The sequence below is a fragment of the Streptomyces sp. NPDC059355 genome, from assembly GCF_042752335.1.
Lineage (GTDB): Bacteria > Actinomycetota > Actinomycetes > Streptomycetales > Streptomycetaceae > Streptomyces.
In genome coordinates, this window is sequence record NZ_JBHYXN010000015.1 from 13,990 (window position 1) to 36,462 (window position 22,473).

At 72.6% G+C, this 22,473-nt stretch carries 20 protein-coding genes; 14 read left to right on the forward strand and 6 right to left on the reverse strand.

The features are described from left to right. The first annotated feature begins 25 nt into the window (after window positions 1-25). The 5 genes from ACFXGI_RS16510 (at window position 26) to ACFXGI_RS16530 (ending at window position 5,577) form a co-directional block, all read left to right on the forward strand. Window positions 26-847, forward strand: coding sequence for an ABC transporter permease (locus ACFXGI_RS16510; protein ID WP_384706547.1), 822 nt, complete (start codon window positions 26-28; stop codon window positions 845-847). Further along, window positions 844-1,662: an ABC transporter permease gene (locus tag ACFXGI_RS16515; protein ID WP_384706549.1), complete on the forward strand. Its 819-nt coding sequence runs from the start codon at window positions 844-846 to the stop codon at window positions 1,660-1,662. Before ACFXGI_RS16510 ends, ACFXGI_RS16515 begins: the two co-directional genes overlap by 4 nt. 4 nt (window positions 1,663-1,666) lie before the next feature. Beyond that, entirely contained in the window at window positions 1,667-2,773 is a 1,107-nt protein-coding gene (locus tag ACFXGI_RS16520; RefSeq protein WP_384706551.1) for an ABC transporter ATP-binding protein, read from the forward strand. 67 nt (window positions 2,774-2,840) lie between these two features. Further along, window positions 2,841-4,154, forward strand: coding sequence for a flavin monoamine oxidase family protein (locus ACFXGI_RS16525; protein ID WP_384706553.1), 1,314 nt, complete (start codon window positions 2,841-2,843; stop codon window positions 4,152-4,154). After that, window positions 4,147-5,577 carry an aminobutyraldehyde dehydrogenase gene (locus ACFXGI_RS16530; RefSeq protein WP_384706555.1) on the forward strand — a complete coding sequence of 477 codons (1,431 nt, stop codon included), beginning with the start codon at window positions 4,147-4,149 and terminating at the stop codon, window positions 5,575-5,577. The genes ACFXGI_RS16525 and ACFXGI_RS16530 overlap by 8 nt, the downstream gene beginning before the upstream one ends. Before the next feature lie 28 nt (window positions 5,578-5,605). Here ACFXGI_RS16530 and ACFXGI_RS16535 read toward each other — a convergent pair whose 3' ends face one another. Together ACFXGI_RS16535 and ACFXGI_RS16540 are read right to left on the reverse strand one after the other, a co-directional pair. Then, window positions 5,606-5,953, reverse strand: coding sequence for an NADAR domain-containing protein (locus tag ACFXGI_RS16535; protein ID WP_384706557.1), 348 nt, complete (start codon window positions 5,951-5,953; stop codon window positions 5,606-5,608). Window positions 5,954-6,671: 718 nt separating this feature from the next. Continuing rightward, on the reverse strand, window positions 6,672-7,211 hold the full coding sequence (locus ACFXGI_RS16540; RefSeq protein ID WP_384706559.1) for a MarR family winged helix-turn-helix transcriptional regulator: 540 nt from the start codon (window positions 7,209-7,211) through the stop codon (window positions 6,672-6,674). Between the two features lie 118 nt (window positions 7,212-7,329). Between ACFXGI_RS16540 and ACFXGI_RS16545 the strand changes: the two genes are divergently transcribed. The 3 genes from ACFXGI_RS16545 to ACFXGI_RS16555 all read left to right on the forward strand — a co-directional run bounded on the left by ACFXGI_RS16545 (window position 7,330) and on the right by ACFXGI_RS16555 (window position 12,043). Then, the gene (locus tag ACFXGI_RS16545) at window positions 7,330-8,460 is read left to right on the forward strand and encodes an NADH:flavin oxidoreductase (RefSeq protein ID WP_384706561.1); all 1,131 of its coding nucleotides are present in this window, start codon (window positions 7,330-7,332) and stop codon (window positions 8,458-8,460) included. 100 nt (window positions 8,461-8,560) lie between these two features. Then, entirely contained in the window at window positions 8,561-9,523 is a 963-nt protein-coding gene (locus ACFXGI_RS16550; protein WP_384706563.1) for a formylglycine-generating enzyme family protein, read from the forward strand. 162 nt (window positions 9,524-9,685) lie between these two features. Continuing rightward, a complete protein-coding gene (locus ACFXGI_RS16555; protein WP_384706565.1) occupies window positions 9,686-12,043 on the forward strand; it encodes an arylsulfatase in 2,358 nt (785 codons plus the stop codon). Between the two features lie 43 nt (window positions 12,044-12,086). Here the strand turns inward: ACFXGI_RS16555 and ACFXGI_RS16560 are convergent, their stop codons facing one another. Further along, the gene (locus tag ACFXGI_RS16560; protein ID WP_384706567.1) at window positions 12,087-13,472 is read right to left on the reverse strand and encodes a hypothetical protein; all 1,386 of its coding nucleotides are present in this window, start codon (window positions 13,470-13,472) and stop codon (window positions 12,087-12,089) included. 109 nt (window positions 13,473-13,581) lie between these two features. Then, window positions 13,582-13,926 (reverse strand): hypothetical protein, encoded by a 345-nt coding sequence (locus ACFXGI_RS16565; protein WP_384706569.1) that lies wholly within the window; start codon window positions 13,924-13,926, stop codon window positions 13,582-13,584. A gap of 48 nt (window positions 13,927-13,974) precedes the next feature. On the opposite strand from ACFXGI_RS16565, the gene ACFXGI_RS16570 reads away from it, so the two are divergent. After that, window positions 13,975-14,265, forward strand: a complete 291-nt coding sequence (locus ACFXGI_RS16570) for a hypothetical protein (RefSeq protein ID WP_384706571.1) — start codon at window positions 13,975-13,977, stop codon at window positions 14,263-14,265. An 84-nt stretch (window positions 14,266-14,349) separates the two neighbouring features. On the opposite strand, the gene rph is transcribed toward ACFXGI_RS16570, so the two are convergent. Beyond that, window positions 14,350-16,950, reverse strand: a complete 2,601-nt coding sequence (rph, locus tag ACFXGI_RS16575) for a rifamycin-inactivating phosphotransferase (RefSeq protein ID WP_384706573.1) — start codon at window positions 16,948-16,950, stop codon at window positions 14,350-14,352. Between the two features lie 355 nt (window positions 16,951-17,305). Between rph and ACFXGI_RS16580 the strand changes: the two genes are divergently transcribed. From ACFXGI_RS16580 to ACFXGI_RS16600, 5 genes are all read left to right on the forward strand, one after another. After that, on the forward strand, window positions 17,306-18,535 hold the full coding sequence (locus ACFXGI_RS16580) for a cytochrome P450 (protein WP_384706575.1): 1,230 nt from the start codon (window positions 17,306-17,308) through the stop codon (window positions 18,533-18,535). A gap of 51 nt (window positions 18,536-18,586) precedes the next feature. Continuing rightward, window positions 18,587-18,793 carry a hypothetical protein gene (locus ACFXGI_RS16585; protein WP_384706577.1) on the forward strand — a complete coding sequence of 69 codons (207 nt, stop codon included), beginning with the start codon at window positions 18,587-18,589 and terminating at the stop codon, window positions 18,791-18,793. Between the two features lie 83 nt (window positions 18,794-18,876). Then, window positions 18,877-19,059: a hypothetical protein gene (locus ACFXGI_RS16590; protein ID WP_384706579.1), complete on the forward strand. Its 183-nt coding sequence runs from the start codon at window positions 18,877-18,879 to the stop codon at window positions 19,057-19,059. A 345-nt stretch (window positions 19,060-19,404) separates the two neighbouring features. After that, the gene (locus ACFXGI_RS16595) at window positions 19,405-20,607 is read left to right on the forward strand and encodes a cytochrome P450 (RefSeq protein ID WP_384706581.1); all 1,203 of its coding nucleotides are present in this window, start codon (window positions 19,405-19,407) and stop codon (window positions 20,605-20,607) included. A 101-nt stretch (window positions 20,608-20,708) separates the two neighbouring features. Then, on the forward strand, window positions 20,709-21,380 hold the full coding sequence (locus ACFXGI_RS16600) for a TetR/AcrR family transcriptional regulator (protein ID WP_384706583.1): 672 nt from the start codon (window positions 20,709-20,711) through the stop codon (window positions 21,378-21,380). A gap of 17 nt (window positions 21,381-21,397) precedes the next feature. Here the strand turns inward: ACFXGI_RS16600 and ACFXGI_RS16605 are convergent, their stop codons facing one another. Then, window positions 21,398-21,556 (reverse strand): hypothetical protein, encoded by a 159-nt coding sequence (locus tag ACFXGI_RS16605; protein ID WP_384706585.1) that lies wholly within the window; start codon window positions 21,554-21,556, stop codon window positions 21,398-21,400. Window positions 21,557-22,473 lie beyond the last annotated feature (917 nt).

Consider the following 22,473-nt stretch of genomic DNA (forward strand, 5'->3'; position numbering starts at 1 on the left):
GGGGGCACGGCTTTGGACCTGGCTCATGCTCCCCGGCACCCTGTGGATGACCGGCTTCCTGCTCGCCTCACTCGTCCTGGTGGCCACCCTGGCGTTCGGCACCACCGATCCGCTGGGAAACCCGCGCTTCGGGCTCAACTTCGACAACATCGCCACGTTGGCCGACCCGGCGTACAGCACGGTCCTCCTGCGTTCCCTCGGCTACGCACTCCTGACCTGTGCCATCTGCCTGGCCGTGGCCTATCCGGTCGCCTACACCATCGCGCTGCACGGCGGGCGCTTCAAGAACGCGCTGATCGCCGCCATCGTGGTCCCGTTCTTCGCCAACTACCTGGTGCGGATGTACGGCTGGTCCGTCGTCCTCTCCGACGACGGACCGCTGCTGCGGGCCCTGCGGGCGGTCGGTATCGCCGGCGACGACACCAAGATCCTCCAGACCGGCGCGGGCGTCGTCGCCGGACTCGTCTACGGCTTCATCGTGTTCATGATCATCCCGCTGTACGCGGCCCTGGAACGCATGGACACCTCGCTCATCGAGGCCGGACGCGATCTCTACGGGGGCCCCTTGAGGACCTTCTTCTTCGTCACCGTGCCCGCCACCCGGCAGGGCGCCGCCGCCGGCTGCGTCCTCGTCTTCCTGCCCGCCATGGGCGACTTCGTCAGCGCCCAGCTCATGGGAGGACCCGACCAGATCATGATCGGCAACCTGATCCAGGACAAGTTCTTCCAGGGCCAGAACTGGCCGCTCGGCTCGGCCCTGACCATGCTGCTGATGGCGGTCCTGTTCCTCGGGATGCTCGGCTACCTGCGGCGCACCCGCAAGGACGAGGCGGAGGCGGCCCGATGAGACGACGCGCCGAGCGACGGCCCCGCTTCGCGATCGCGGTCACCGTGCTCTTCTTCGTGCTCCTCTACCTCCCGGTGGGCGTCGTCGTCCTGTTCTCCTTCAACGCGCAGAAGTCCCTGACCGTCTTCGAGGGGCTGAGCCTGCGCTGGTACGAGGCCTTCTTCCACGACGACGTACTGCTCGACTCGCTCGGCATGAGCCTGCGCATCTCCCTGGTCGCCATGGCCGGCTCGCTCGTCCTCGGCGTGGCCCTCGCGCTCGGGCTGGTACGCGCGCGCAGTCGGCTCGGCTCCTTCGCGGGCCTGGTCATGCTCGTCCCGCTGATCACCCCGGAGATCGTCACCGGCGTCGCGGCGATGCTCCTCTTCAAGGGCACGGGCATCACGCTGTCCACCGGCACCGTGATGCTCGCCGAGATCACCTTCTCCATCTCGTACGTGACGGTCATCCTGCGCTCCCGCATCGCCGCCCTGAACCCCGAGGTGGAAGAGGCGGCGATGGACCTCGGCGCCACCCGCCGGCAGGCGTTGCGCCTGGTGACCCTGCCCGCGCTGCTCCCCAGCATCCTGGCCTCGGCCGTCCTGGTCTTCGCCCTCGTCTTCGACGACTTCGTCCTCGCCTACTTCACCACGGGCGTCGATCCGCAGCCGCTGTCCGTACGCATCTACTCGGCGATCAGGTTCGGCGTGCAGCCCACCATCAACGCCGTCGGCACCCTGATGCTCCTCGGCTCCGTGGCGCTCATCGTCCTCGCCCTCGCCATCCCGCGCCTGTTCGGCCGTCGCGGCGGCCTCGATCTGCTCTCCGGGAAGTGACCCCATGCAGCACCCTCCCCGTCCCCCGCTCCCGCGCCCGCACCCCGCAGTCCGGCTCGACCGGGTCTGCAAGCAGTACGCCGGCAGCGCCGACGCGTACGCCGTCCGCGACGTGACCCTCGACATCGCCCCGGGCGAGTTCTTCTCCCTCCTCGGCCCCTCCGGCTGCGGAAAGACCACCCTGCTGCGGATGATCGGCGGCTTCGCCGATCCCACGGAGGGCAGCGTCCTGCTCGACGGCGAGGACGTCACCGGGCTTCCGCCCGACAAGCGCAACGTCAACACCGTCTTCCAGAGCTACGCCCTCTTCGACCACCTCTCCCTCGCCGACAACGTGGCCTTCGGCCTCAAGCGCAAGGGCGTGCCCCGCGCCGAGATCCGCGAGCGGGTCGCCGGCATGCTCGACCTCGTACAGCTCGGGCACCTGGCCGCCCGCAAGCCGCCCACGCTCTCCGGCGGCCAGCGCCAGCGCGTGGCCCTCGCCCGCGCCCTGGTCAACCGCCCCCAAGTACTGCTGCTGGACGAGCCGCTGGCCGCCCTCGATCTGAAACTGCGCCGCCGGATGCAGGTCGAACTCAAGCAGATCCAGCGCGAGGTCGGCATCACCTTCGTCTTCGTCACCCACGACCAGGACGAGGCGCTGACCATGTCGGACCGCATCGCCGTCATGAACGAGGGCCGCATCGAGCAGTGCGGCACGCCGGAGGACGTGTACGAGCGCCCCACCAGCACCTTCACGGCCTCTTTCATGGGCACCTCCAACCTCGTCCCCGGGACCTACCGCTCCGGCGAGGTCGTCCTGGAGCAGGGCCCCGCGCTGCCCGTCGGCCTGCGGTCCGCGGTACCCGACGGCGCCGCGGTCAGCCTCTCGATCCGGCCGGAGAAGATCTGGCTCTCCGACTTCGAACCGGGCATGGCCCGGGTCGGCGGAGTCGTGCGGGAGACCGTCTACGGCGGTGCGACCACCACCTACCTCATCGAACTGGCGCCTGGCGTGACGGTGTCCGTTCTGGAGCAGAACACCATGCGCTCGCGCATGGAGGACCGCTGGAGCGGCGGCGAGCGCGTCGAGATCGGCTGGAAGCCCGAACACTGCCTGGTCCTCGCCTGACCCCTCCGGGCCGCCGCTCCGGCCGCCTTCCCAGCAGCCTTCCCGCACCCAGCGAAGGAACACCCCCATGAACCACGACGTCATCGTGCTCGGCGCGGGCCTCGCAGGTCTCGCCGCCGCACGCGACCTGGCCGAGGGCGGCGCCGACGTCCTCGTCGTCGAGGCCCGAGACCGGGTCGGCGGGCGCGTCGAGCAGACCCGCCTCCCCGACGGCCGCCTCGTCCAACTCGGCGGAGAGGTGGTCGGCCGGTCCCACACCGCCTACACGGACCTCGTCGCCGAACTGGGCCTCACCCTGGTCCCCAGCTACGTCGCCGAGCCCGGCGCCCTCGTCCGCGCCACCCCCGAAGGGGTCTCCGCCACCGAGCCGCCCCACTGGTTCGGGCCCGGCGACGACGCCTGCCACCGAAAGGTCACCGCCGCCTTCGCCGCTCTCGCCCGCACCGTCGACCCGGACGACCCGTGGTCCCACCCCGGCGCCATCTCCCTGGACCGGCTGTCCGTCGGCGACTGGCTGCGCGCCGAGGGCGCGGCCCCGGCCGTCGTACGCCTCTGGGAGATCGGACAGCTCGCCCTCGCCGACGGCTCCTGCGAACGCACCTCCCTGCTCGCTTCCTTGCGCAAACACGCCGCCGTCCCCGGCATCGGCCACTACGAGTACGAGGCGTGGGAGGGCCTGCGGGTGGCCGAGGGCTCGGCGACCGTGGCCCTGCGCATGGCCGACGCCCTCGACGGGCGGATACGGACCGGCTCCGCGGCCGAGGCGGTCACGGTGTCCCCCGGCCGCTGCTCCGTACGCCTGGCCGGCGGCGAGACCCTGACCGCGGCAGCCCTCGTCAGCGCCCTCCCCGTCGGCCCTCTCCGCTCGGTCGCCGTCACCGGGGTGAGCGACGACCGCCTCGCCTCCCTGCACCGCCAACGGCACGCCCTCGCCGCCAAGTTCACCGCCGCCTACGACAGGCCCTTCTGGCGCGACCACGGCCTGAGCGGCCTCTCCGAATGCGAAGGGGTCCTCGGCAGCACCTGGCCGCAGAGCGAGGGCATCCTCTCCTCCCTCGTCCCGCCCGAACGGTTCGGCGTACTCCTGGGCACACCCGCCCACCTGCGGGAATCCGAGCTGCTCGGCGAGATCGCCCGCCTCTACGGCGACGAGGCGCACCGCCCGCTCGCCACGTATCTGCGTATGTGGGGCACCGACCCGTGGACCCGGGGGTACGTCACCCAGTGGACCCCCGGTGACGTCATGGCCGTCGGTCCACGGCACGGCACCCATGAACCGCCCTTCTACGTCTGCGGGTCCGACCAGTGGGTGGCCGGCTACATGGAGGGCGCCGTGCGCACCGGGCGCGACACCGCCGAGGAGGTGCTGCGCCGTGGCTGACACCCCGACCGTCACCGTGCTCAATCACATCGGCGGCGTGGACCGGCCGGCCGCCTCCGGCGAGACGATGGAACTGACCGGCCCCGCCACCGGCCGGGCGCACGCCCGCGCCCCGCGCTCCGGTGCGGCCGACACCGACGCCGCCGTCTCGGCGGCGTCGGCCGCGTACGAGCACTGGTCCACGACCACCCCGGCCGTCCGCCAGCGCGCCCTGCTCTGCCTCGCCGACGCGATGGAGGCGCACGCGGACGCCCTGACGGCCGCGGAAACCGCGGACACCGGCAAATCGGTGCGGCAGTTCAGGGACGAGGAGCTGCCCGCGATCGTCGACACGGTGCGCTACTTCGCCGGGGCGGCCCGGAACCTCCCGGGCGCGGCCGCGGCGGAGTACACCCAGGGCCGTACCTCCCTGCTGCGCCGCGAACCGGTCGGAGTCTGCGCCCAGATCACCCCGTGGAACTACCCGCTGATGATGGCGGCGTGGAAGATCGCCCCGGCGATCGCCGCCGGCAACACGACCGTGCTCAAGCCCGCCGACACCACCCCGTCCTCTTCCGCACTGCTCGCGCGGATCGCCTCCGCACACCTGCCACCGGGCGTCCTCAACGTGGTCTGCGGCGATCGCGACACCGGGCGGGCGCTCACCGCCCACCGCGACGTGGCCCTGATCGCGGTCACGGGCAGTGTGCGGGCGGGCCGGGAGATCGCGGCGGCCGCGGCGGCCGACCTCAAACGCGTCCACCTGGAGCTGGGCGGGAACTCCCCCGTCATCGTCCACGACGACGTGGACGTCGAGGCGACGGCCGCGGCCCTGGCCGCCGTCGCCTACTACAACGCCGGCCAGGACTGCACCGCGCCCACCCGGCTCCTGGTCCACCACCGGGTGCACGACGCGTTCCTCGCGGCCTTCGCGGCGTCGGCGCGAAAGCTGCGCACGGGCCCGCCGAGCGACCCGGACGCCGACTTCGGGCCCCTCAACAACGCGGCCCAGCTCGCCTCGGTACGGGCCAAGCTCGACCGCCTCCCGGCCCATGCCGAGATCGTCACCGGCGGCGCGCGGCTCGCCCGACCGGGCTTCTTCGTCGAACCCACCGTCGTGGCGGGCGTGCGCCAGGACGACGAGATAGTGCAGGAGGAGACCTTCGGCCCCGTCGTGACGGTCCAGCCGTTCACCGACGAGGCGCAGGCCCTTCGCCTGGCCAACGACGTACGTTTCGGCCTCGCCGCCGGCGTCTGGACCTCGGACCACGACCGCGCCATGCGTGCGACCCGGATCCTGCACACGGGCATCGTCTGGGTGAACACCCACGGCACCACCGTCTCCGAGATGCCCCACGGCGGTGTCAAACACTCCGGCTACGGCACCGACCTCTCCTTGTCCGGCCTGCTCGACTACACGCAGGCCAAACACGTCATGCTGTGAGCTCCCTCCGGGAAGCCCCTCCGGGCAGTCAGCCGATGGGGGCCTGCCGGACCGCCAGCTCGGACCGGACGAGCTCCAGGAGGCGCCCCGTCCAGTTGCGGCCCCGGCCTCCGTTGTCGCCCCAGAAGCCCGAGTCCGCGTCGTCGTAGAGCACCGTCGCGTCACCCGTGGACAACAAGATCTCGGCAAGGCCGGGGTGCTGTTCGTACTTGGCGCGCAGCAATCGGGCCATGACCGCGGTCCGTGCCCGGTCCCAGCCTTCGCACCGCGGAGCCGCGGCGGCGAGGGTGCGGGCCTTCGCCCCCGTCCCGGCCGTCGCCACCGCGGCACGCGCCTGCGGTTCGGCGACGGACAGGGCCCAGTAGGCGTGCGCCACCGAGGGGTAGGTGCGCGACGGAGTCGGCCGCCCCGTCGGCCGGCACGCGTGAAGGGGCCTCCGTGAGCCACCGTGCCCGCTGCTCGAAGTACGCGATCGCCTCGTCGTACTCCTCCTGCGTCACCGGTTCCTCGGGCCGGTCCGGCGCCCTCCCGCCGGGACCGGCCACCAGTACCCGCAGGGGGTGGTCCTTGCGGTCCATGTCGCCGAGCGCGTAAAGGCGCACCGTCTCGGGGATGGCCAGGTAGGCGGCCAGGGCAGCAGCCCGGTTGCCCTCGGTCCGGTCGCCCATGAAGACGTCCACCGCCGCGAGGCAGCGGCCGGTCGAGTCGGGGCGACCGTTCAGCTCGTCGATGGTGTCGCGGACCTCGGCGAGCAGGAGCTCCGGCGTCGACCAGGTGTGCGGTCCGCCGAAGGTCCACGAGGCCAGCCCGTGTGCGGACGCGCGTCCGCCGTCCGGAAGGGCGGTGGCCACCCAGCCGGTGCGGAGCTTCTCCTCGAACTCGTCGAGTGTGACCAGTTCCCAGCAGTCGACGAGGCCGTCGGCATAGATGAAGAGGTCGGTGAGGAAGTAGGAGCCGCCGTTGCATATGAACGCGTGCCGCCACGTGCCTGGTACGCGGACGCCGTCCGCCGTGCGATGGGTGATCCGGTTGCCGATCATCCCGTGATGATGCAGGACGGGCCGACCGGGAAGCACGCCGATTTCCGTTGGGTCCTACGTGGCGCGCGGCGCGGCTTCCCGCGGGACCGGCGGGTGGCATGCGGCGCGGCTGCCGTCGTCCTCTTCCGTGCGCGGCCAGTACCGCCCTTCGAGGGCCTCGGCGCTGCGGTTGAGCCGGACCAGGACGTCCTCCAGCTCCTGCACCTCCTCGGGGGACCAGCCGGCGACGACCCTGGCCAGGCAGGACCGGTTGACCTCACGGTCCCCGGCGAGCCGGCGCCCGCCTTCGGCGGTGATGCGCAGCTTGCGGGCCATGCCGCCGTCCGGGTCCGAGACGCGCTCGGCCAGTCCGCAGCGCAGCAGTGCGGCCGTCTGCCGGTTCACGGTCGAGGTGTCGAGCCCGAAGGCCTCCGCCAACTGCCCGATGGACATGGGGCCTTGTGTGTCGATCCGGCAGAGCAGCAGGTACGCCGACCGCTCCAGGCGTTCGGGGTCGCGCTCACGCCGGGCGAGCACCTGGTGCCGCGAGAGCAGCATCAGCTCCCGCTCCAGTTTCTCCAACACTGCGCCTCCCGCTCCTTCCGGCGCTCCCATTATTGCGGACGGCCTCAGGCGAGGGCCGGCCGCGGCAATATGCATGATACATAGGATGTGTACTATGCACTTCTCGTTCTCTCCCCGACGAGCCACAGCCTCAACCCGGAGGACCCGCATGACCCTCACCACGTCCACCGCCTCCCGCGCGGCCGCGATCCTGTCCCGGCCCGTCACGCTGAACGGCCTCACCGTCCCCAACCGCATCGCGATGGCTCCGATGACGCGGATGTTCTCCCCCGGCGGCGTGCCCGGTGAGGACGTGCAGGCGTACTACGCCAGCCGGGCCGCCGCGGGCGTGGGCCTGATCGTCACCGAGGGCACCTACGTCGGCCACGAGTCCGCCGGGCAGAGCGACCGGGTGCCGCGGTTCCACGGCGAGGACCAGCTGGCGGGGTGGGCGAAGGTCGCCGCGGCCGTGCACGAGGCGGGCGGCACGATCGTGCCCCAGCTGTGGCACATAGGCATGGTGCGCAAGCAGGGCGAGGCGCCGTACGCCGACGCGCCCGCCGTCGGCCCCTCCGGCATCCGCGTCGACGGCACCGAGGGGACCGGCAAGGCGATGACCCGGGCCGACCTCGACGAGGTCATCGGCGCGTTCGCCGACGCCGCCGAGCAGGCCGAGCGGATCGGCTTCGACGGCGTCGAGCTGCACGGCGCCCACGGCTACCTGCTCGACCAGTTCCTGTGGGAGCGGACCAACCGCCGCACCGACACCTACGGCGGCGACGCGGTGGCCCGTACGAAGTTCGCCGCGGAGATCGTGGCCGCGGTCCGCGAACGCGTCGCGGCCGACTTCCCGGTGATCTTCCGCTACTCGCAGTGGAAGCAGGAGGCCTACGACGCCCGGCTCGCGCAGACCCCGCAGGAACTGGAGGCGATCCTGGCCCCGCTGGCGGCGGCGGGCGTCGACGCGTTCCACGCCTCCACCCGGCGCTACTGGCTCCCGGAGTTCGAGGGCTCGGACCTGAACCTGGCGGGCTGGACCAAGAAGCTCACCGGCCGGCCGGCCATCACCGTCGGCTCGGTCGGCCTCGACGGCGACTTCCTCCGCGCCTTCGCCGGCGAGGGTGCGGCGCTCGGCGACATCGACAACCTCCTGGACCGCATGGAACGCGACGAGTTCGACATGGTCGCCGTCGGCCGGGCGCTGCTCCAGGACCCGCAGTGGGCGGCGAAGGTCCTGGGCAACCGCTTCGACGAGCTGAAGCCGTACGACCCGGCGGCGCTCAAGTCGCTCAGCCGGTAGCCGCCGGCCGCCCGCACCGACTCTGCCGGCCGGCGGAGCCGGTGCGGGCACCCGCGTGTCGGCGGGGTGGCCCGGTGGTGGGTGGTGCACCGTCGGTCCGGTGACGACGACTGCGCAGCGCCGGCTCCCGGCTCCGGCCCGCGGGATGGTGTGGATCCCGGGCGGTTCCTTTCCGATGGGCTCGGACGGCTTCTATCCGGAGGAGCGGCCGGTGCACCCGGTCACGGTGGACGCGATGTGGATGGACGAGCATCCGGTCACCGTCGCCGCGTTCCGCCGCTTCGTGAAGTCGACGGGGTACGTGACGGTGGCCGAGCGTCCCTTGGACCCGGCGGACTACCCCGGGGCGGACCCGGACGGCCTGGTGCCCGGTGCGCTGGTCTTCCGGATGACGGCCGGTCCCGTGGACCTCGACGACTGGCACCGGTGGTGGAGCTACGTCCCGGGTGCGTCCTGGCGCCACCCGCTCCGTCCGGGCAGCGGCATGAACGGGCGCGAGCGGCACCCGGTCACGCAGGTGGCCTACGAGGACGCCCTCGCCTACGCGGCTTGGGCGGGCAAGGATCTGCCGACCGAAGCGGAGTGGGAATACGCGGCCCGCGGCGGCCTGGACTCCGCGGTCTTCCCGTGGGGCGACGACTTCGCGCCGAAGGGCCGCAGGATGGCGAACACCTGGCACGGCCGCTTCCCCTGGGAGTACCTGCCGGCGGGGAAGACCAACCCCGCCCCCGGCACCACCCCGGTCGGGTCCTACCCGGCCAACGGCCACGGCCTGTACGACATGGCCGGCAACGTATGGGAGTGGACCGTGGACCACTACACCGCCCGCCATCCCGATCCGGCACCGAAGGCCTGCTGCGCGCCGCGCAACCCCCGCGTCGACACCCCCGCCCCGCGCGGCCCCGGCGCCCCGCCCGCGGAGCGGTTCCCACGGCGGGTGATCAAGGGCGGTTCGCACCTGTGCGCACCGGACTACTGCCTGCGCTACCGCCCAGCGGCCCGTCAGGGGCAGAGCGAGGACACCGCGACCTGCCACCTGGGATTCCGCTGCGTCGTGCGTTAAACCGTTCATCAGCCGGCCGGCGCACGCCCACCTCGGCCGTCCACCCGGTCGGCTCACGCACCCTGCGTGCCGCCCTGCCCGCCACCGCGTACCGGTCAAGCATGGCCGGAGGAAGCCCGTGCCGGTTCGCGGCTCGGGGCGTGCTGACGGAAGGCGGGACCCGTGGCTTCGACATTCCGCGGTGTGGTGAACCTCGACGTGCGTGACTCGGTGCCGGACTGGTCCTCCTACGAGCAGCCGAAGGCCCCCGAGAGAGCGCCGAACGTCGTGTACGTCGTGCTCGACGACGTCGGCTTCGGGGCCATGAGCTGCTACGGCGGGCCGATCGAGACCCCGCACATCGACCGGCTGGCCGCGCAGGGCCTGCGCTACTCGCAGTGGCACACCACCGCTCTGTGCTCGCCGACCCGCTCCGCGCTGCTGACCGGCCGCAATCACACCACCAACGGCATGGCGTGCATCAGCGAGGCCGCGATCGGCTTCCCGAACGCCAACAGCCGCATCCCTCCGGAGTGCGCGACCCTGGCCGAGGTCCTGGTCGAACGCGGCTACAGCACCGCGATCACCGGCAAGTGGCACCTGTGCCCGGAGAACGAGACGAACCTCGCCTCCACCCGCCGGAGCTGGCCCCTCGGCCGGGGCTTCGAACGCTTCTACGGCTTCCTCGGCGCCGAGACCAGCCAGTGGTACCCGGACCTCGTCCACGACAACCACCCCGTCGAACAGCCCGCCACCCCCGAGCAGGGCTACCACTTCGGCACCGACATCACCGACAAGGCCATCCAGTACTTCGACGACGTCAAGGCCATCGCACCCGAACGGCCCGTCTTCCTCTACTACGCGCCGGGCTGCGCGCACGCTCCGCACCAGGCACCACCGGAGTGGATCGACCGCTACCGGGGCCGCTTCGACGCGGGGTACGAGGCGATGCGCGAGGAGATCCTGGCCCGGCAGAAGGAACTCGGCCTGGTGCCTGCCGACACCGAGCTCCCCCCGCTGAACCCGATCGGCACCCCGGACACCCGCACCGGGCCCGCCGGCGCGCCCTTCCCCGCCCTGGACTTCACCCGGCCGTGGGCGGAGCTGAGTGCGGACGAGCGGCGCCTCTTCGCCCGGATGGCCGAGGCCTACGCCGGGTTCCTGTCGCACTGTGACGACCAGGTCGGCCGGCTGATCGCCTACCTGGAGGACATCGGCCAGCTCGACAACACCATCTTCGTCGTGGTGTCCGACAACGGCGCGTCCGGCGAGGGCGGCCCGAACGGCTCGGTCAACGAGAACAAGTTCTTCAACAACGTGGCCGACGACATCGACGACAACATGGCCATGATCGACAAGATCGGCGGCGTCGAGACGTACGGCCACTACCCGAACGGCTGGGCGATGGCCTTCAACACGCCGTTCAAGATGTGGAAGCGGTACTCCTTCAACGGCGGCACCTGCGACCCGTGCATCATCTCCTGGCCGGCCGGCATCGCCTCACGGGGCGAGATCCGCAGCCAGTACCACCACGCCATCGACATCGTCCCCACCGTCCTGGACTGCATCGGCGTGGACATGCCCGAGGCCGTCCGCGGACACGTGCAGGTCCCCCTGCAGGGCGTCAGCATGCGCTACTCGTTCGACGCGGCCGCCGTACCGTCCGCCCGTACGACGCAGTTCTACTCGATGCTCGGCACCCGCGGCATCTGGCACCGCGGCTGGAAGGCCGTCACCACCCACCCCGCGATCAGCGGCTGGGGCAACTACGGCCAGGACACCTGGGAGCTGTACCACACCGACGAGGACCGCTCCGAACTCCACGACCTCGCCCGCCAGGAACCGCAGCGCCTCACCGAGATGATCGGCCTCTGGTTCTACGAGGCGGGCGTCAACCAGGCCCTGCCGCTGGACGACCGCTCCGCGCTGGAGATCCTCTCCACGCCCCGCCCGCAGCTCACGCCGCCCCGCAACCGCTACGTCTACCGGCCCGGCGGATCCGAGGTCCCCGAGGCGGTCGCGGTCAACATCCGCAACCGCTCCTACGTGATCGGCGCCCTCGTGGACGTACCCGGCCCCGGAGCCTCCGGCGTGCTGTTCGCCCACGGCGGCCGCTTCGGCGGTCACGCCCTCTTCGTCCGCGACGACCGACTGCACTACGTCTACAACTTCCTCGGCACCGACCACCAGCTGATCACCGCCACCCAGGACCTCCCGGTCGGCGAGCAGCTCATCCTCGCCGCGGCCTTCGACAAGGACGGCGAGGTCTCCCCCGGCGTCGCCACCGGCATCCTGAGCCTCTACCACGGCGACCACAAGGTCGGCGAGGGCCGCATCAAGACCCAGCCCGGCCGGTTCACCCTCGCCGGCGAAGGCCTCAACATCGGCCGCGACGGCGGCGAAGCCGTCACCGACCGCTACCCGGGCACCAGCCCCTGGGCCTTCACGGGCGCCACCCTCCACCGCGTCGCCGTCGACGTCAGCGGCGACCCGTACATCGACCTCGAAACCGAGGCCCAGGCCATGCTCGCCCGCGAATAGCCCGGAGCGGGCGACCGGCCCGGCCCGATCGGCAAGCCACCCTCTAGAGGGTGCGCGGGTGCTCCTGGCCTCCTACGAGGTAGCGGGCCAGGCAGACGTCCCGGCCGGTCGTGGGCCGGTCGCATTCGCCCGCGGCCACCAGGAGGCCGGGGCCCTGCGGCGCGATGTCGTAGATCTCGTCGTCCGCCGTCCCGGGGGCGACGTGGGTCACGGCGAACCCGTCCGTCCCGAAACGCCGGTCGAGACTGCCGTCGGGGCGGTAGCGCCCCACCAGGAAGTCGCTGTCGAGGAGGAACGCGGTCGGGGCGGTCGAACCGCCCACCAGGATCGTCCCGTCGCCCTGGACCACAAGGCCTTCGAGGTCCTCGTCCGTCGCGCCCGGACCGACGTTCGTCAGTACCCGGCCGCCTTCGCCGAAGCGGGCGTCCAGCCGCCCGTCGGACAGGTACCGGGCCAGCGCCAGGTCGAAGGGCCCGCCGACGTCCGCCGATCCGCCGACCGTGAGCCGGCCCTTGCCGTCGATCGCGACGGCCTCGGCGAGATCCAGCCCGTCGCCCGCCGCCATCGGCGTCACCACGAGGCCGTCCGGGCCGAAACCCGGGTCGGGCCGGCCGTCCGACCGGTAGCGGGCCACCGCGAAGCTGGTACCGCCCCGCCCGGTCCCGAGGTCGGCGGAGCCGACGGCCACGATGCGCCCGTGCCCGTCCAGCGTCATGTCCTTGAACTGGTCCCGCCCGCCCGCGACATCGCGGACGACGATGCCGTCGGCACCGAAGCTCCGGTCCGGGCTCCCGTCGGGAAGGTAGCGGACCAGCGCCAGGTCCCGGCCTTCGGTTCCCGTCCCGGTGCCGGTGAAGCCCGCGACGACGATCCGGCCGTCGCGCTGCACCTGCACCGCCTGCGCCTCGTCGTCCCCCGTGCCCGGCGCGACCTTGGTGAACACCTTGCCGCCGGTACCGAAGCCCTTGTCGAGCCGGCCGTCGGGCAGATAGCGGGCGAGCGCGAAGTCCTCACCCCCGGTCGCGGTGATCGCGTGCCCCACGGCGACGATCTTCCCGTCGGGCTGGAGGGCGAGCCGCCAGATGTTCTCGTCGTCGCCCCCGGCCGCGGACATGGGCGTCAGTACCGTGCCGTGCTTGCCGAAGGTGCCGTCCACAGCGCCGTCGGGGGTGAAGCGCTGCAGCCGCCACCGCACCCCGCCCGCCCCTCCGAGGTCGGACGAGCCGGACACCACGATCCGCCGCCGGCCGTCGACGACCAGACCGTTGGCGAAGTCGCTCCCGGCATCCGGAGCGGTCGCCGACACCACCACCCCGTTCCGGCCGAAGCGGGGGTCCAGGCCTCCACCACCCGTCGCGGAGGCCACCCCCGCCGTCGCCGTACACACCAGGATCGCCGCGGCGCACAACAGCCGTGTCCTTGAGCTCATGGCCGCCGAGTGTAGGAACGCGTACGTCCGCGCGCGTGGCCGCCGGCGGCGTGTCGGATCCCGGCCCTCCGGATGGCGGCGGACCGGCCGTGCCGGCGGCGGCGTCGCGTCAGGCCGGGTCGACGGTGATGACGCGGTTCGGGTCCGCCGTGTCGTGCACCGTGTACCGGGCGGAGATCGTCGCGCTCGTGATCGAGGTCGCGCAGAAGAACGAGCCCTCCAGCTTCACCGGGATCGCCGCCGTGTCCAGGGCGACGACCGGGTCGGCGCCTGCCTGCCAATGCCCGCGGGCGGTGGCGGGGCCGCCGGGGGCGGCGGTCGCGGTGCAGGCGAGGAGACCCCTCGTCTTGAGGACGAATCCGCGGGCGGGGATGGGCAGTCGGGCCGTATTCGGCTCACCGTGCTGGAGCAGCACCTGCCAGGGACCGCTCTCCTCGTTGGTCTCGACGGCCACCCGCAGGCCCGGGCGTCCGTGGTGCAGTCCTTGAAGGCGGGAGCCTTGATGCGCAGCGCCACGGCGCCGCCTGCATTGACGTTCCCCGGTGCGGCGGGGATCGCGTTGTCGCCGGTGGAGGAGGCGGCGCAGGTGACGACGATGGGGCCTGCCTCCAAGACCACGGACCCCGACGCGGTCGCCGAGAAGCGGTGCCCGGCCGGGGAGACGGACGTACCGACCGCCGCGGCGTGCGCGGCGGTCGGGAAGAGGAGGGACGAGCCTGCGAGGGCCAGGCAGGCACCGCCCGTGAGCAGCGAGGAGGGTAAGCGTGCGCTCTTCGTAATGATCATGGTCTGAGCCTGGGAACACTCCCGTCGCCGCCCCAGGGCCGACCGGCCCTGCGATCCGGGCCGTTCGGCCCTCGCACCCGGATCTCGTCGGTCACGGCAGGAGTTCGATGTACCCGCCGGTTCCGTGGACACGGATCCGCTGCCCGTCCCGGATCAGCCGGGTGGCCTGCTCCACGCCCACGACGGCCGGCAGCCCGTACTCCCGGGCGATCACCGCGCCGTGGGTCATCAGGCCGCCCACCTCCGTCACCAGGCCCGCGATCCCGACGAACAGGGGCGACCAACTGGGGTCCGTGAAGGGCGTGACCAGGATGTCGCCCTCTTCGAGATCGGCGTCCGCCATGTCGAGGATGACGCGGGCCCGTCCCTCGACGGTCCCGGCGGAGACCGGTACGCCGATCAGGGCCCCGGCCGGCGCGTCGTCGCGCCGGTACGACCCGGTGAGGGCTTCACCGTCCGAGGTGAGCACCCGGGGCGGTGTGAGCGCGTGGTGTGCCCTGAACGCGTCCTTGCGCCGTTGGACGATGTGTGGGTCGTCCACCCGGTTGGCGCGCACGACCTCGTGGAGTTCCTGGAAGGTGAGGTAGAAGACGTCCTCCTCCTCCGGGATCACGCCCGCCCGCACGAGGCGCCCGGCCTCCTCCATCAGGGCCCGCTTGTAGAGGAAGTAGCGGCTGACGATGCCGTACTTCGGGTACTCCCGGTACCCGATGAAGGTTCTGACCCGGTCGATCATCCGCTTGGCCTCGTCCGCCTTCCGTTCCCCGTCCGGCAGGGCCCGCAAGCGTGACAGCACCTCCTGCTCCTTCTGCTGCGCCTTCTGCCGCCCCTGCTCGAAGCGCCGCCCGGCGGCGCCCGGCTCGAAGTTCCTCACGTTGTCGAGGATCACGGGCACGATCGTGCTCGGCCGCTCGCGCCAACGCGGCCGCGTGATGTCGATCTCGCCGACGCAGCGCATGCCGTACCGCTCGAGGTAGGCCTCGATGGCATCGCGCGCTTCGGCGCCGCCCGGGAGCTTCGCCAGCCCCTCCAGGAAGTCCTCGTCGCCGACGCCCTGCAGGAACGCCACCACCTCCGGCCGCGGGCGGATCACGTCCGCGACGTCGAGCAGCGCCAGTCCCATCTCGGACGTGATGTTGTCGGGGGCGGACAGCGTCAGCGTGTCAGCCGCGTTCTTCTCGCCCAGCCACTCCTGCAGCTTGTCGTTGAGCCACCACGTGGCCTCCATCCCCGCCATGATCGCCTGAATGCTCAGCGGATCACCGAGCACTTGCCTGTGCTCCTCGAAGGCCTCCCGCAGGAAGTCGAACAGCGCCGGTCCGCTCTTCGTCCGGATCTCGCGCTCCAGGGCGGCGACGGACCTCCGGCTGCGCTCGATCAGCCCGGTGACGATCGCGGGATCGGTCTCGATCGGGACGGGCGCACCGCCGGCCGGCGGCCCGCCGGGAGCCTCGTCCGGGAGCAGCGGGACGAAGTCGTCGCGCTCGAGGACGGTCTCCAGGGCGTCCTTGATCAGCGGGTCGCCCTTCCCCATGGCGTCCAGGAGCCCGGCCCGGCTCGCGGGCGAGGCCAGGCGCCGGGTGACGTCGACGAACAGCCGTCCGCCCGCCTCGTGCATCGCCACCATGGCCGTCAGCTGCCACATGGAGTACCCCAGGGGCTTCATGGGGTCGGTCATCATCTGCCCGTGGCCGACGGAGACGTAGACGTGGTTCTCCCGGTCGCCGATCTCCGGGATGGGGAACAGCGTCGTGATCGGCCGGCTCTGAACGATCTGGAAGTCGTCGTCGACCAGGCACCATTCGATGTCCTGCGGGCGGCCGAAGTGCGCTTCGATCCGCCGCCCGAGCCGTACGAGCCGCACGGCCTGCGCATCCGTCAGCGACGGCTGCTCCCGCATCTGCGGGTCGATCGCCACCTCCCGCGTACCGCCGGCCGCCACGGCGGTCACCGCGCGTTCTTTGGCGGCGATCGTCTTGGCGACGACCTCGCCGTCCTGCACCGTGAAGACGTCCGGGTTCACCAGGCCGGAGACCAGCGCCTCGCCGAGGCCGAATCCGGCGTCCACGGTGGCGACCTTCCGGTTGCCCGTGACGGGGTCGGCCGTGAACAGGATGCCGGAGGTCTGCGGGAACGCCATCTTCTGCACGACCACCGCCATGTGGACCGTACGGTGGTCGATGCCGTTCCTCCGGCGGTACGTCACGGCCCGCTCGGTGAACAGCGAGGCCCAGCACCGGCTGACGTGCCGCAGAACCTCAGTCGGGCCCACGACGTTCAGGTACGTGTCCTGCTGGCCGGCGAAGGAGGCCGTCGGCAGGTCTTCCGCCGTCGCGCTGGACCGGACGGCGTAGGCGGCCTGCTCGCCGAACCTGCCGAGCGCTCCGGTGATCGCCGACGCGAGGTCACCCGGGACGGGAGTCCCTTCGATGGTCCGCCGGATCCGCGCGCTGAGCGTGCGGACCGCCTCCCGGTCGTCCGGGTCCACGCGGGACAGTTCATCGAGCAGATCGCCGATCGACGGCGCCTGCGCCATGATCCGCCGGAAGGCGTCCGTCGTCACGCAGAAACCTCCCGGGACCCGGACGCCTTCGATCCGCGACAGCCCGCCCAGATGCGCGCCCTTGCCGCCGACGACCGCGAGCTGCGTCTCGTCGACGTCTTGAAGGCCCGACACGTACTGCTCCATCACCGCGACACCTCCGAGGCAGCCCTGCTCCGTTGCACTGCGTCGAGCGACCGGATCACCGGCGCCTCCCAATTCTTCGAACCTCTGTCCCGGCACGGCCCCCACGTTTCCGCAGGCAGGGCCGGCGTCTCGGGCCACCGACCGACGATTCTGCGCCGTGACCGGGGTCTTGCGGCAAGCCCCCCGGTGCGCTATATGTTGAGAGTGGCAAGGAGAGGACTCTCCTTGCCTTTGTCGTTTGCCGCCCTCTCGCGCGCTCTACCGGGCCGGTCCCGTTTCGGGCAGGATGACCCGGCGCACCGGAGGTCACCCGCGGCCGTGACCCCCGCCCGGTCCCGACCGCGATCCGGAGGTCCCAGTGGAACGGCAGGACGACCAGGCGCGGCGTGACGAGCTGTACCGCGACCCCTATCCGCTCTACGACCGCGCCCGCCGGGCCGAGGGGCTGCTGTACGTACCCGAGTTCGACGCATGGCTCGTGGCGCGCGACCGGGACGTACGGGAAGTACTGCTGCGCGCGGCGGACTTCTCCTCGGCCAACTCCCTGCTGCCGGACATCCCGCTCTCGGAAGCGGCGCTCGGCGTCCTGCCCCGGGGGTTCGGGCCCCGCCCCACCGTCGTGTCCGCGGATGCCGAGGCCCACAGGCGGCTCCGGGCCCCGCTGAACCGGGGGCTGTCCGCCGCCCGGGTGGCGGCGCTGCTGCCGTACGCCCGTGCGTGTGCGGGGGAGTTGGTGGACGGCTTCGCGGCGGACGGGTCCGCCGAGCTCGTGGAGGCGTACGCCCGGCGGTTGCCCGGGATGGTGGTCGGACGGCTGATCGGGCTGGACCCCGCCGACGTTCCCGCCGCCGTGCACGGCGGCTACCGGGCCGAGGAGCTGCTGTTCCGCCCGCTGTCGCCCGAGGGGCAGGCGGCCGCCGCCGAGGACGTGGTCGCGCTCCAGCACCTGCTGGACGAGTACGTCCGCGACCGGCGCGCCCGGCCCCGGGACGACATGTGCTCGGCCATGGTGGCCGCCCTGGCCCCCGGCGACGCCGAGCTCACCCTCGAGCAGCGCCACGAACTGGTGACGAGCCTGCAGAACCTGCTGATCGCCGGATTCCTCACCACGAGCGCCCTCATCGGCACGGCGCTGATGCACCTGCTCGGCGACGACGGGCGGCAGTGGCGGATGCTGCGCGCCGATCCGTCCCTGGTCCCGGCGGCGGTGGAGGAGGCCGCCCGCCACGACACCGCCATCCAGGCATTCCGGCGGACCACCACCCGGCCGGTCACCCTCGCCGGGACGGAACTGCCCGCGGGGGCCGACGTGATGGTGGCGTACGGCTCGGCCAACCGCGACGAGGAACGGTACGAGCGGGCAGGGGAGTTCGACATCGCCCGGCCCGGGAGCCGGCAGCACCTCGCCTTCGGGTACGGCCCCCACGGCTGCCCCGGGTCCCGACTGGCCCGCGAACAGCTGCGCCTGACACTCGATCTGTTCCTCCGTCGCATGCCGGAGCTGCGACCGGACCGCGGCCGTCCACGGCCGCAGATGCAGCCCACGCTCATCCACCGCTCACCGCGGGCCCTGTACGTCACCTGGTGAAGCCCCCCGCGCGGCCCGACGCCGTCGCGCTGAGTGCTGAGTGCTGAGTGCGTGATCCTTTGTCTCGCCGAGGACCGCGGTCCGGGCGGAGGGCTCGCCGGCACCGTCGGCGGCGCCGTCGGCGGCGCCGTTCTCGCCTTGCTCTTGGCGCTGGGCCTCGCCGTCCTCCCGGCCCCGCCCGCCGCGGCCGCCGCCGCCGACCCGCCGCGCACCCTCCCTCAGAGCCACCGCGGCGCGACGACCTGGACGACTACCTGATCCTGGGCGCCAAGGGCTCCCTGTGGTCGTTCCTCAGCCGGCCGGGCAGCGACGGGAGGATCCACGGGGAGGCGCAGGGCCGGGTGTTCCCGTACTGCCACGGCACGAAGAAGCCGGGCGGTGAGAGCGGGATCGGTCTCGGCTGGACCCGCGAGGACGTCCGCCCGGAAGACGTCACCGGCGACAACCGGGCCGACCACCTCGTCATCCAGGGCGACCGCGTCCAGGCATGGGAGAACCAGGGAGGCGACAACCTCACCCCCTGACCACCCACCCCCGCCGGACCGATCGGCCGCCCGCCCCCCCACCGCCCCGCCGGGGCGAGACGGGGCTGCGGGCGGCCGGAGGCGGTTCGGGCATGCCCGCCCGGCTCCGACGGCAGTCGCTGGCGAGGCCGCCCTTGCATGTGCCGCCGAGGACGGACGAGTGGTGCTCACGCCGGTGTCCGCAGTGGGCACAGCCCTGCTGCGCCAACCGGTCGGTCGTCATTTCCTCAGGCTGTCCGCGGGCCGATCCGACGCGGACGTCCGGATCCCCGCTCCGTGGGGTAACGTTCCCGACGAGGAAACGGGGACTGGTCCCCGTTTCATCCGAGGAGGAAGGGAACCGCCATGCCCGCCCCGACGCTCGACGAACTCGCCCCCGAGGGTGCCGACTTCGCCGCCGACCCGTACCCCGTCTACGCCGCCCTGCGCGAGAAGGGACTCGTCCACCGCGTCCACCTGCCCGGGAGCGGAGACGTCTGGCTCGTCCTCGGACGCGACGAGGTGCGCGCCGCCCTGACGGACCCCCGGCTGTGCAACGACATACGGCACTCCGCGACGTGGGACAGCGACGGCGGCAACGCAATCGGGCTGAACATGCTGCAGACCGACGCCCCCCGGCACACGCGTCTGCGCGGCCTGGTCGCACGCGAGTTCACCGCCGGACGCGTCGAGGCGATGCGGCCCCGCGTCCAGCGGATCGCCGACGGACTCCTCGACGCCCTCCCGCCGGCCGGCGCCGCCGATCTGGTCGCCGGCTACGCCCTTCCGCTGCCGCTCACCGTCATCTGCGAACTGCTCGGTGTCCCCCTCGCGGACCAGCACCACTTCCACGCCTGGTCGACCGAGCTCGTGGCGCCGTCCTCACCCGCCGCGGCGGGCACCGCCGCCGGCGAGATGAGCGCGTACTTCGCGGCCCTCATCGCCGCCAAGGCCGGTGAGCCCGGCACGGACCTGATGAGCGCCCTGGTCCAGGCCTCCACCGAGCAGGACGGGCTCTCCCCCGAGGAACTCCTCGGCATGGCCTTCCTCCTGCTCGTCGCGGGACACGAGACCACCGTCAACCTCATCTCCAGCGCGGTCCTGGCCCTGCTGCGCCACCCGGACCAGCTCGCCGCGCTGCGCGCCGACCCGCGCCTGATCGACGGCGCCGTCGAGGAGGCGCTCCGCTACGACGGCCCCGTCACCGCCGCGGCCTTCCGGCACGCCGCCGAACCCGTGGAGATCGCCGGAGTGCGCATCCCCGCGGGCGACAGCGTGATGCTCTCCCTGGCCGCAGCCTCCCGCGACCCCGGGCACTTCCCCGACCCCGACCGCTTCGACGTCCGGCGCCCCGCCCAGGGACACCTCGCGTTCGGCCACGGGATCCACCACTGCCTCGGCGCCCCGCTCGCCCGCCTCGAAGGGCGGACCGCCCTGCAGACGCTCCTGCGGCGGCTGCCGGACTTCGCCCTGGACGTCGCGCCCGAGTCCCTCGCACGCCGCCCGGGCGCCATGCTCAGGGGCGTGGCCGCGCTGCCCGTGAGGTGGTCGCGGCACCTGCCCGCGTGACACCGCCCCCGGTGGCGCTAGCATCCGTACCGGACAAGGATCCCCGGTACGGATGCGCGTACCTCCCGTACGCACGTCACCGGCAACGCCAGGAGCGGACATTGACCCCGGCCACGGAACGGCCCGCGCCGGTACGGCGTGACGCGCGACGCAACCGCGAGCTGCTCCTGGCCGCCGCGCGCAAGGCCTTCGCGGCCCAGGGGCTGGAGGCCCCGCTCGACGAGATCGCCCGCCGTGCCGGCGTCGGGAACGCCACCCTCTACCGGCACTTCCCCACCCGGGCCGCACTGATCGACGCCGTGTTCCAGGACTCCCTCCAGGGGACCGTCGACGCGGGAGAGGAGGCCCGCGGCGCGGCGGACGCCTGGACGGGACTGGCCGAGTACCTGGAGGCGGTCTTCACGGTGCTGGCCACCGACCGCGGCGCCAACGACCTGATGACCACGGCCATCGAGGGCGTCACCTCGCTGGACGCCGTCCACACCCACAACCACGAGACGGTCGCGCTGCTGATGGACCGCGCGCAGCGCGAGGGCACGATGCGCGCCGACGTGACCGTCGAGGACCTGCTCCTGAGCCTGGCCACGCTCGGCCGCGCCGTCCCCTCCCTGGCGGCCGCCGGGCCCCCGCACGCCTGGCGCCGGCAGCTGTCCCTGTTCCTCGACGCCCTGCGGTCGGGGACCCGCCCCGCCACCCGGCTGCCCGCCCCGGCTCTGACCGCGCAGGACCTGGCGGCCGTCCTCCACGGCCTCGGACCGCACCGCGCGAGCTGACCCGGGCGGGGCAGCCGCTACTTCCGGACGACCGCGCGCCAGCGAAGCGGCCAGGTCCGGGAGTTGCCCACGCCGCCCGCCACGCCGCCGGTCGCAACGATCGCGACCGGGTGGGTCGTGTCGACGCCTGCGGGGAGCGGCAGGGCGGTCACCCGTTCCCGCGCGTCCCAGGTCACGGCGGGCTCGTCCGAGGTGCCGACGCCGGTTCCCGCGTCGTTGACGCCGTTGACGAAGACCCGGCCCGTGCCGGGCAGCAGCTCGAGTTCCGTGGTGGCGTCCGTCCCACCGGCCGGCGTGGTCCTTGACGTTGCCGACCACGACGTCGGCGTTGTTCAGACTCACGGAGCGCGCCCCGGCCCCTTGGGAGGGCAGGGCCTCGAACTTCTTCCCGCGTGCGGCACGCACGCCCCGCCACGCCCCGTACGCGCCGGTCGCCTGACCGACCACCGTGCCGCGGTCGTTGATCGCGGTCGGCTCGCCGTACGAGCCTTCGAGCGAGCCGAGATCGCTGACGCGGCCCGCGAAGTCCCAGCGTACGGCCCGGGTCTTCTCCCCCGGCAGGAACGCGTAGCCGGCGATCTCCCCCGGCTCGTTGATCGCGGTGGCCACGCCCCCGTCCGCCTTCGGGGGCAGGCGCAGTACGGTCGCCCGGCCGTCCGCGCCCCAGCGCACGGGGCGCGTACGGCTGTCCGTCGAGAGGCTGCCCACCGCCACGTGCGCGCTGTTGACGTCCTGGACCTCGCCTGCGACGTAGCCCGACGGCTCCTCCAGCCGGGTGAGGGCACCTGACGCGTTCCATCGGCGGCGTGCCGTACGCCGTCCGGTGTGTCGGTGTAGCCGGCCACGGTGCCGTCCTCGGCCGCCTTGACCGCCTGACCGCCCGACCCGCCTTCGATGGCCTGCAGACGGGTGAGGGAGCCATCGGCGCCCCACCGCACGAGATGGCCGTTGCGGCTCCCGTCCAGCGAGAGTCCCACGACGTCCCCGGCGTCGTTCATCGCCTGCGCCGGTCCCCGACCGGCGGCAGCCCGGTCCGGTCCACGCCACGGAACCGGACGCGCTCGTCCGCCCTGTGGATCCCCCGGCGGCGAGA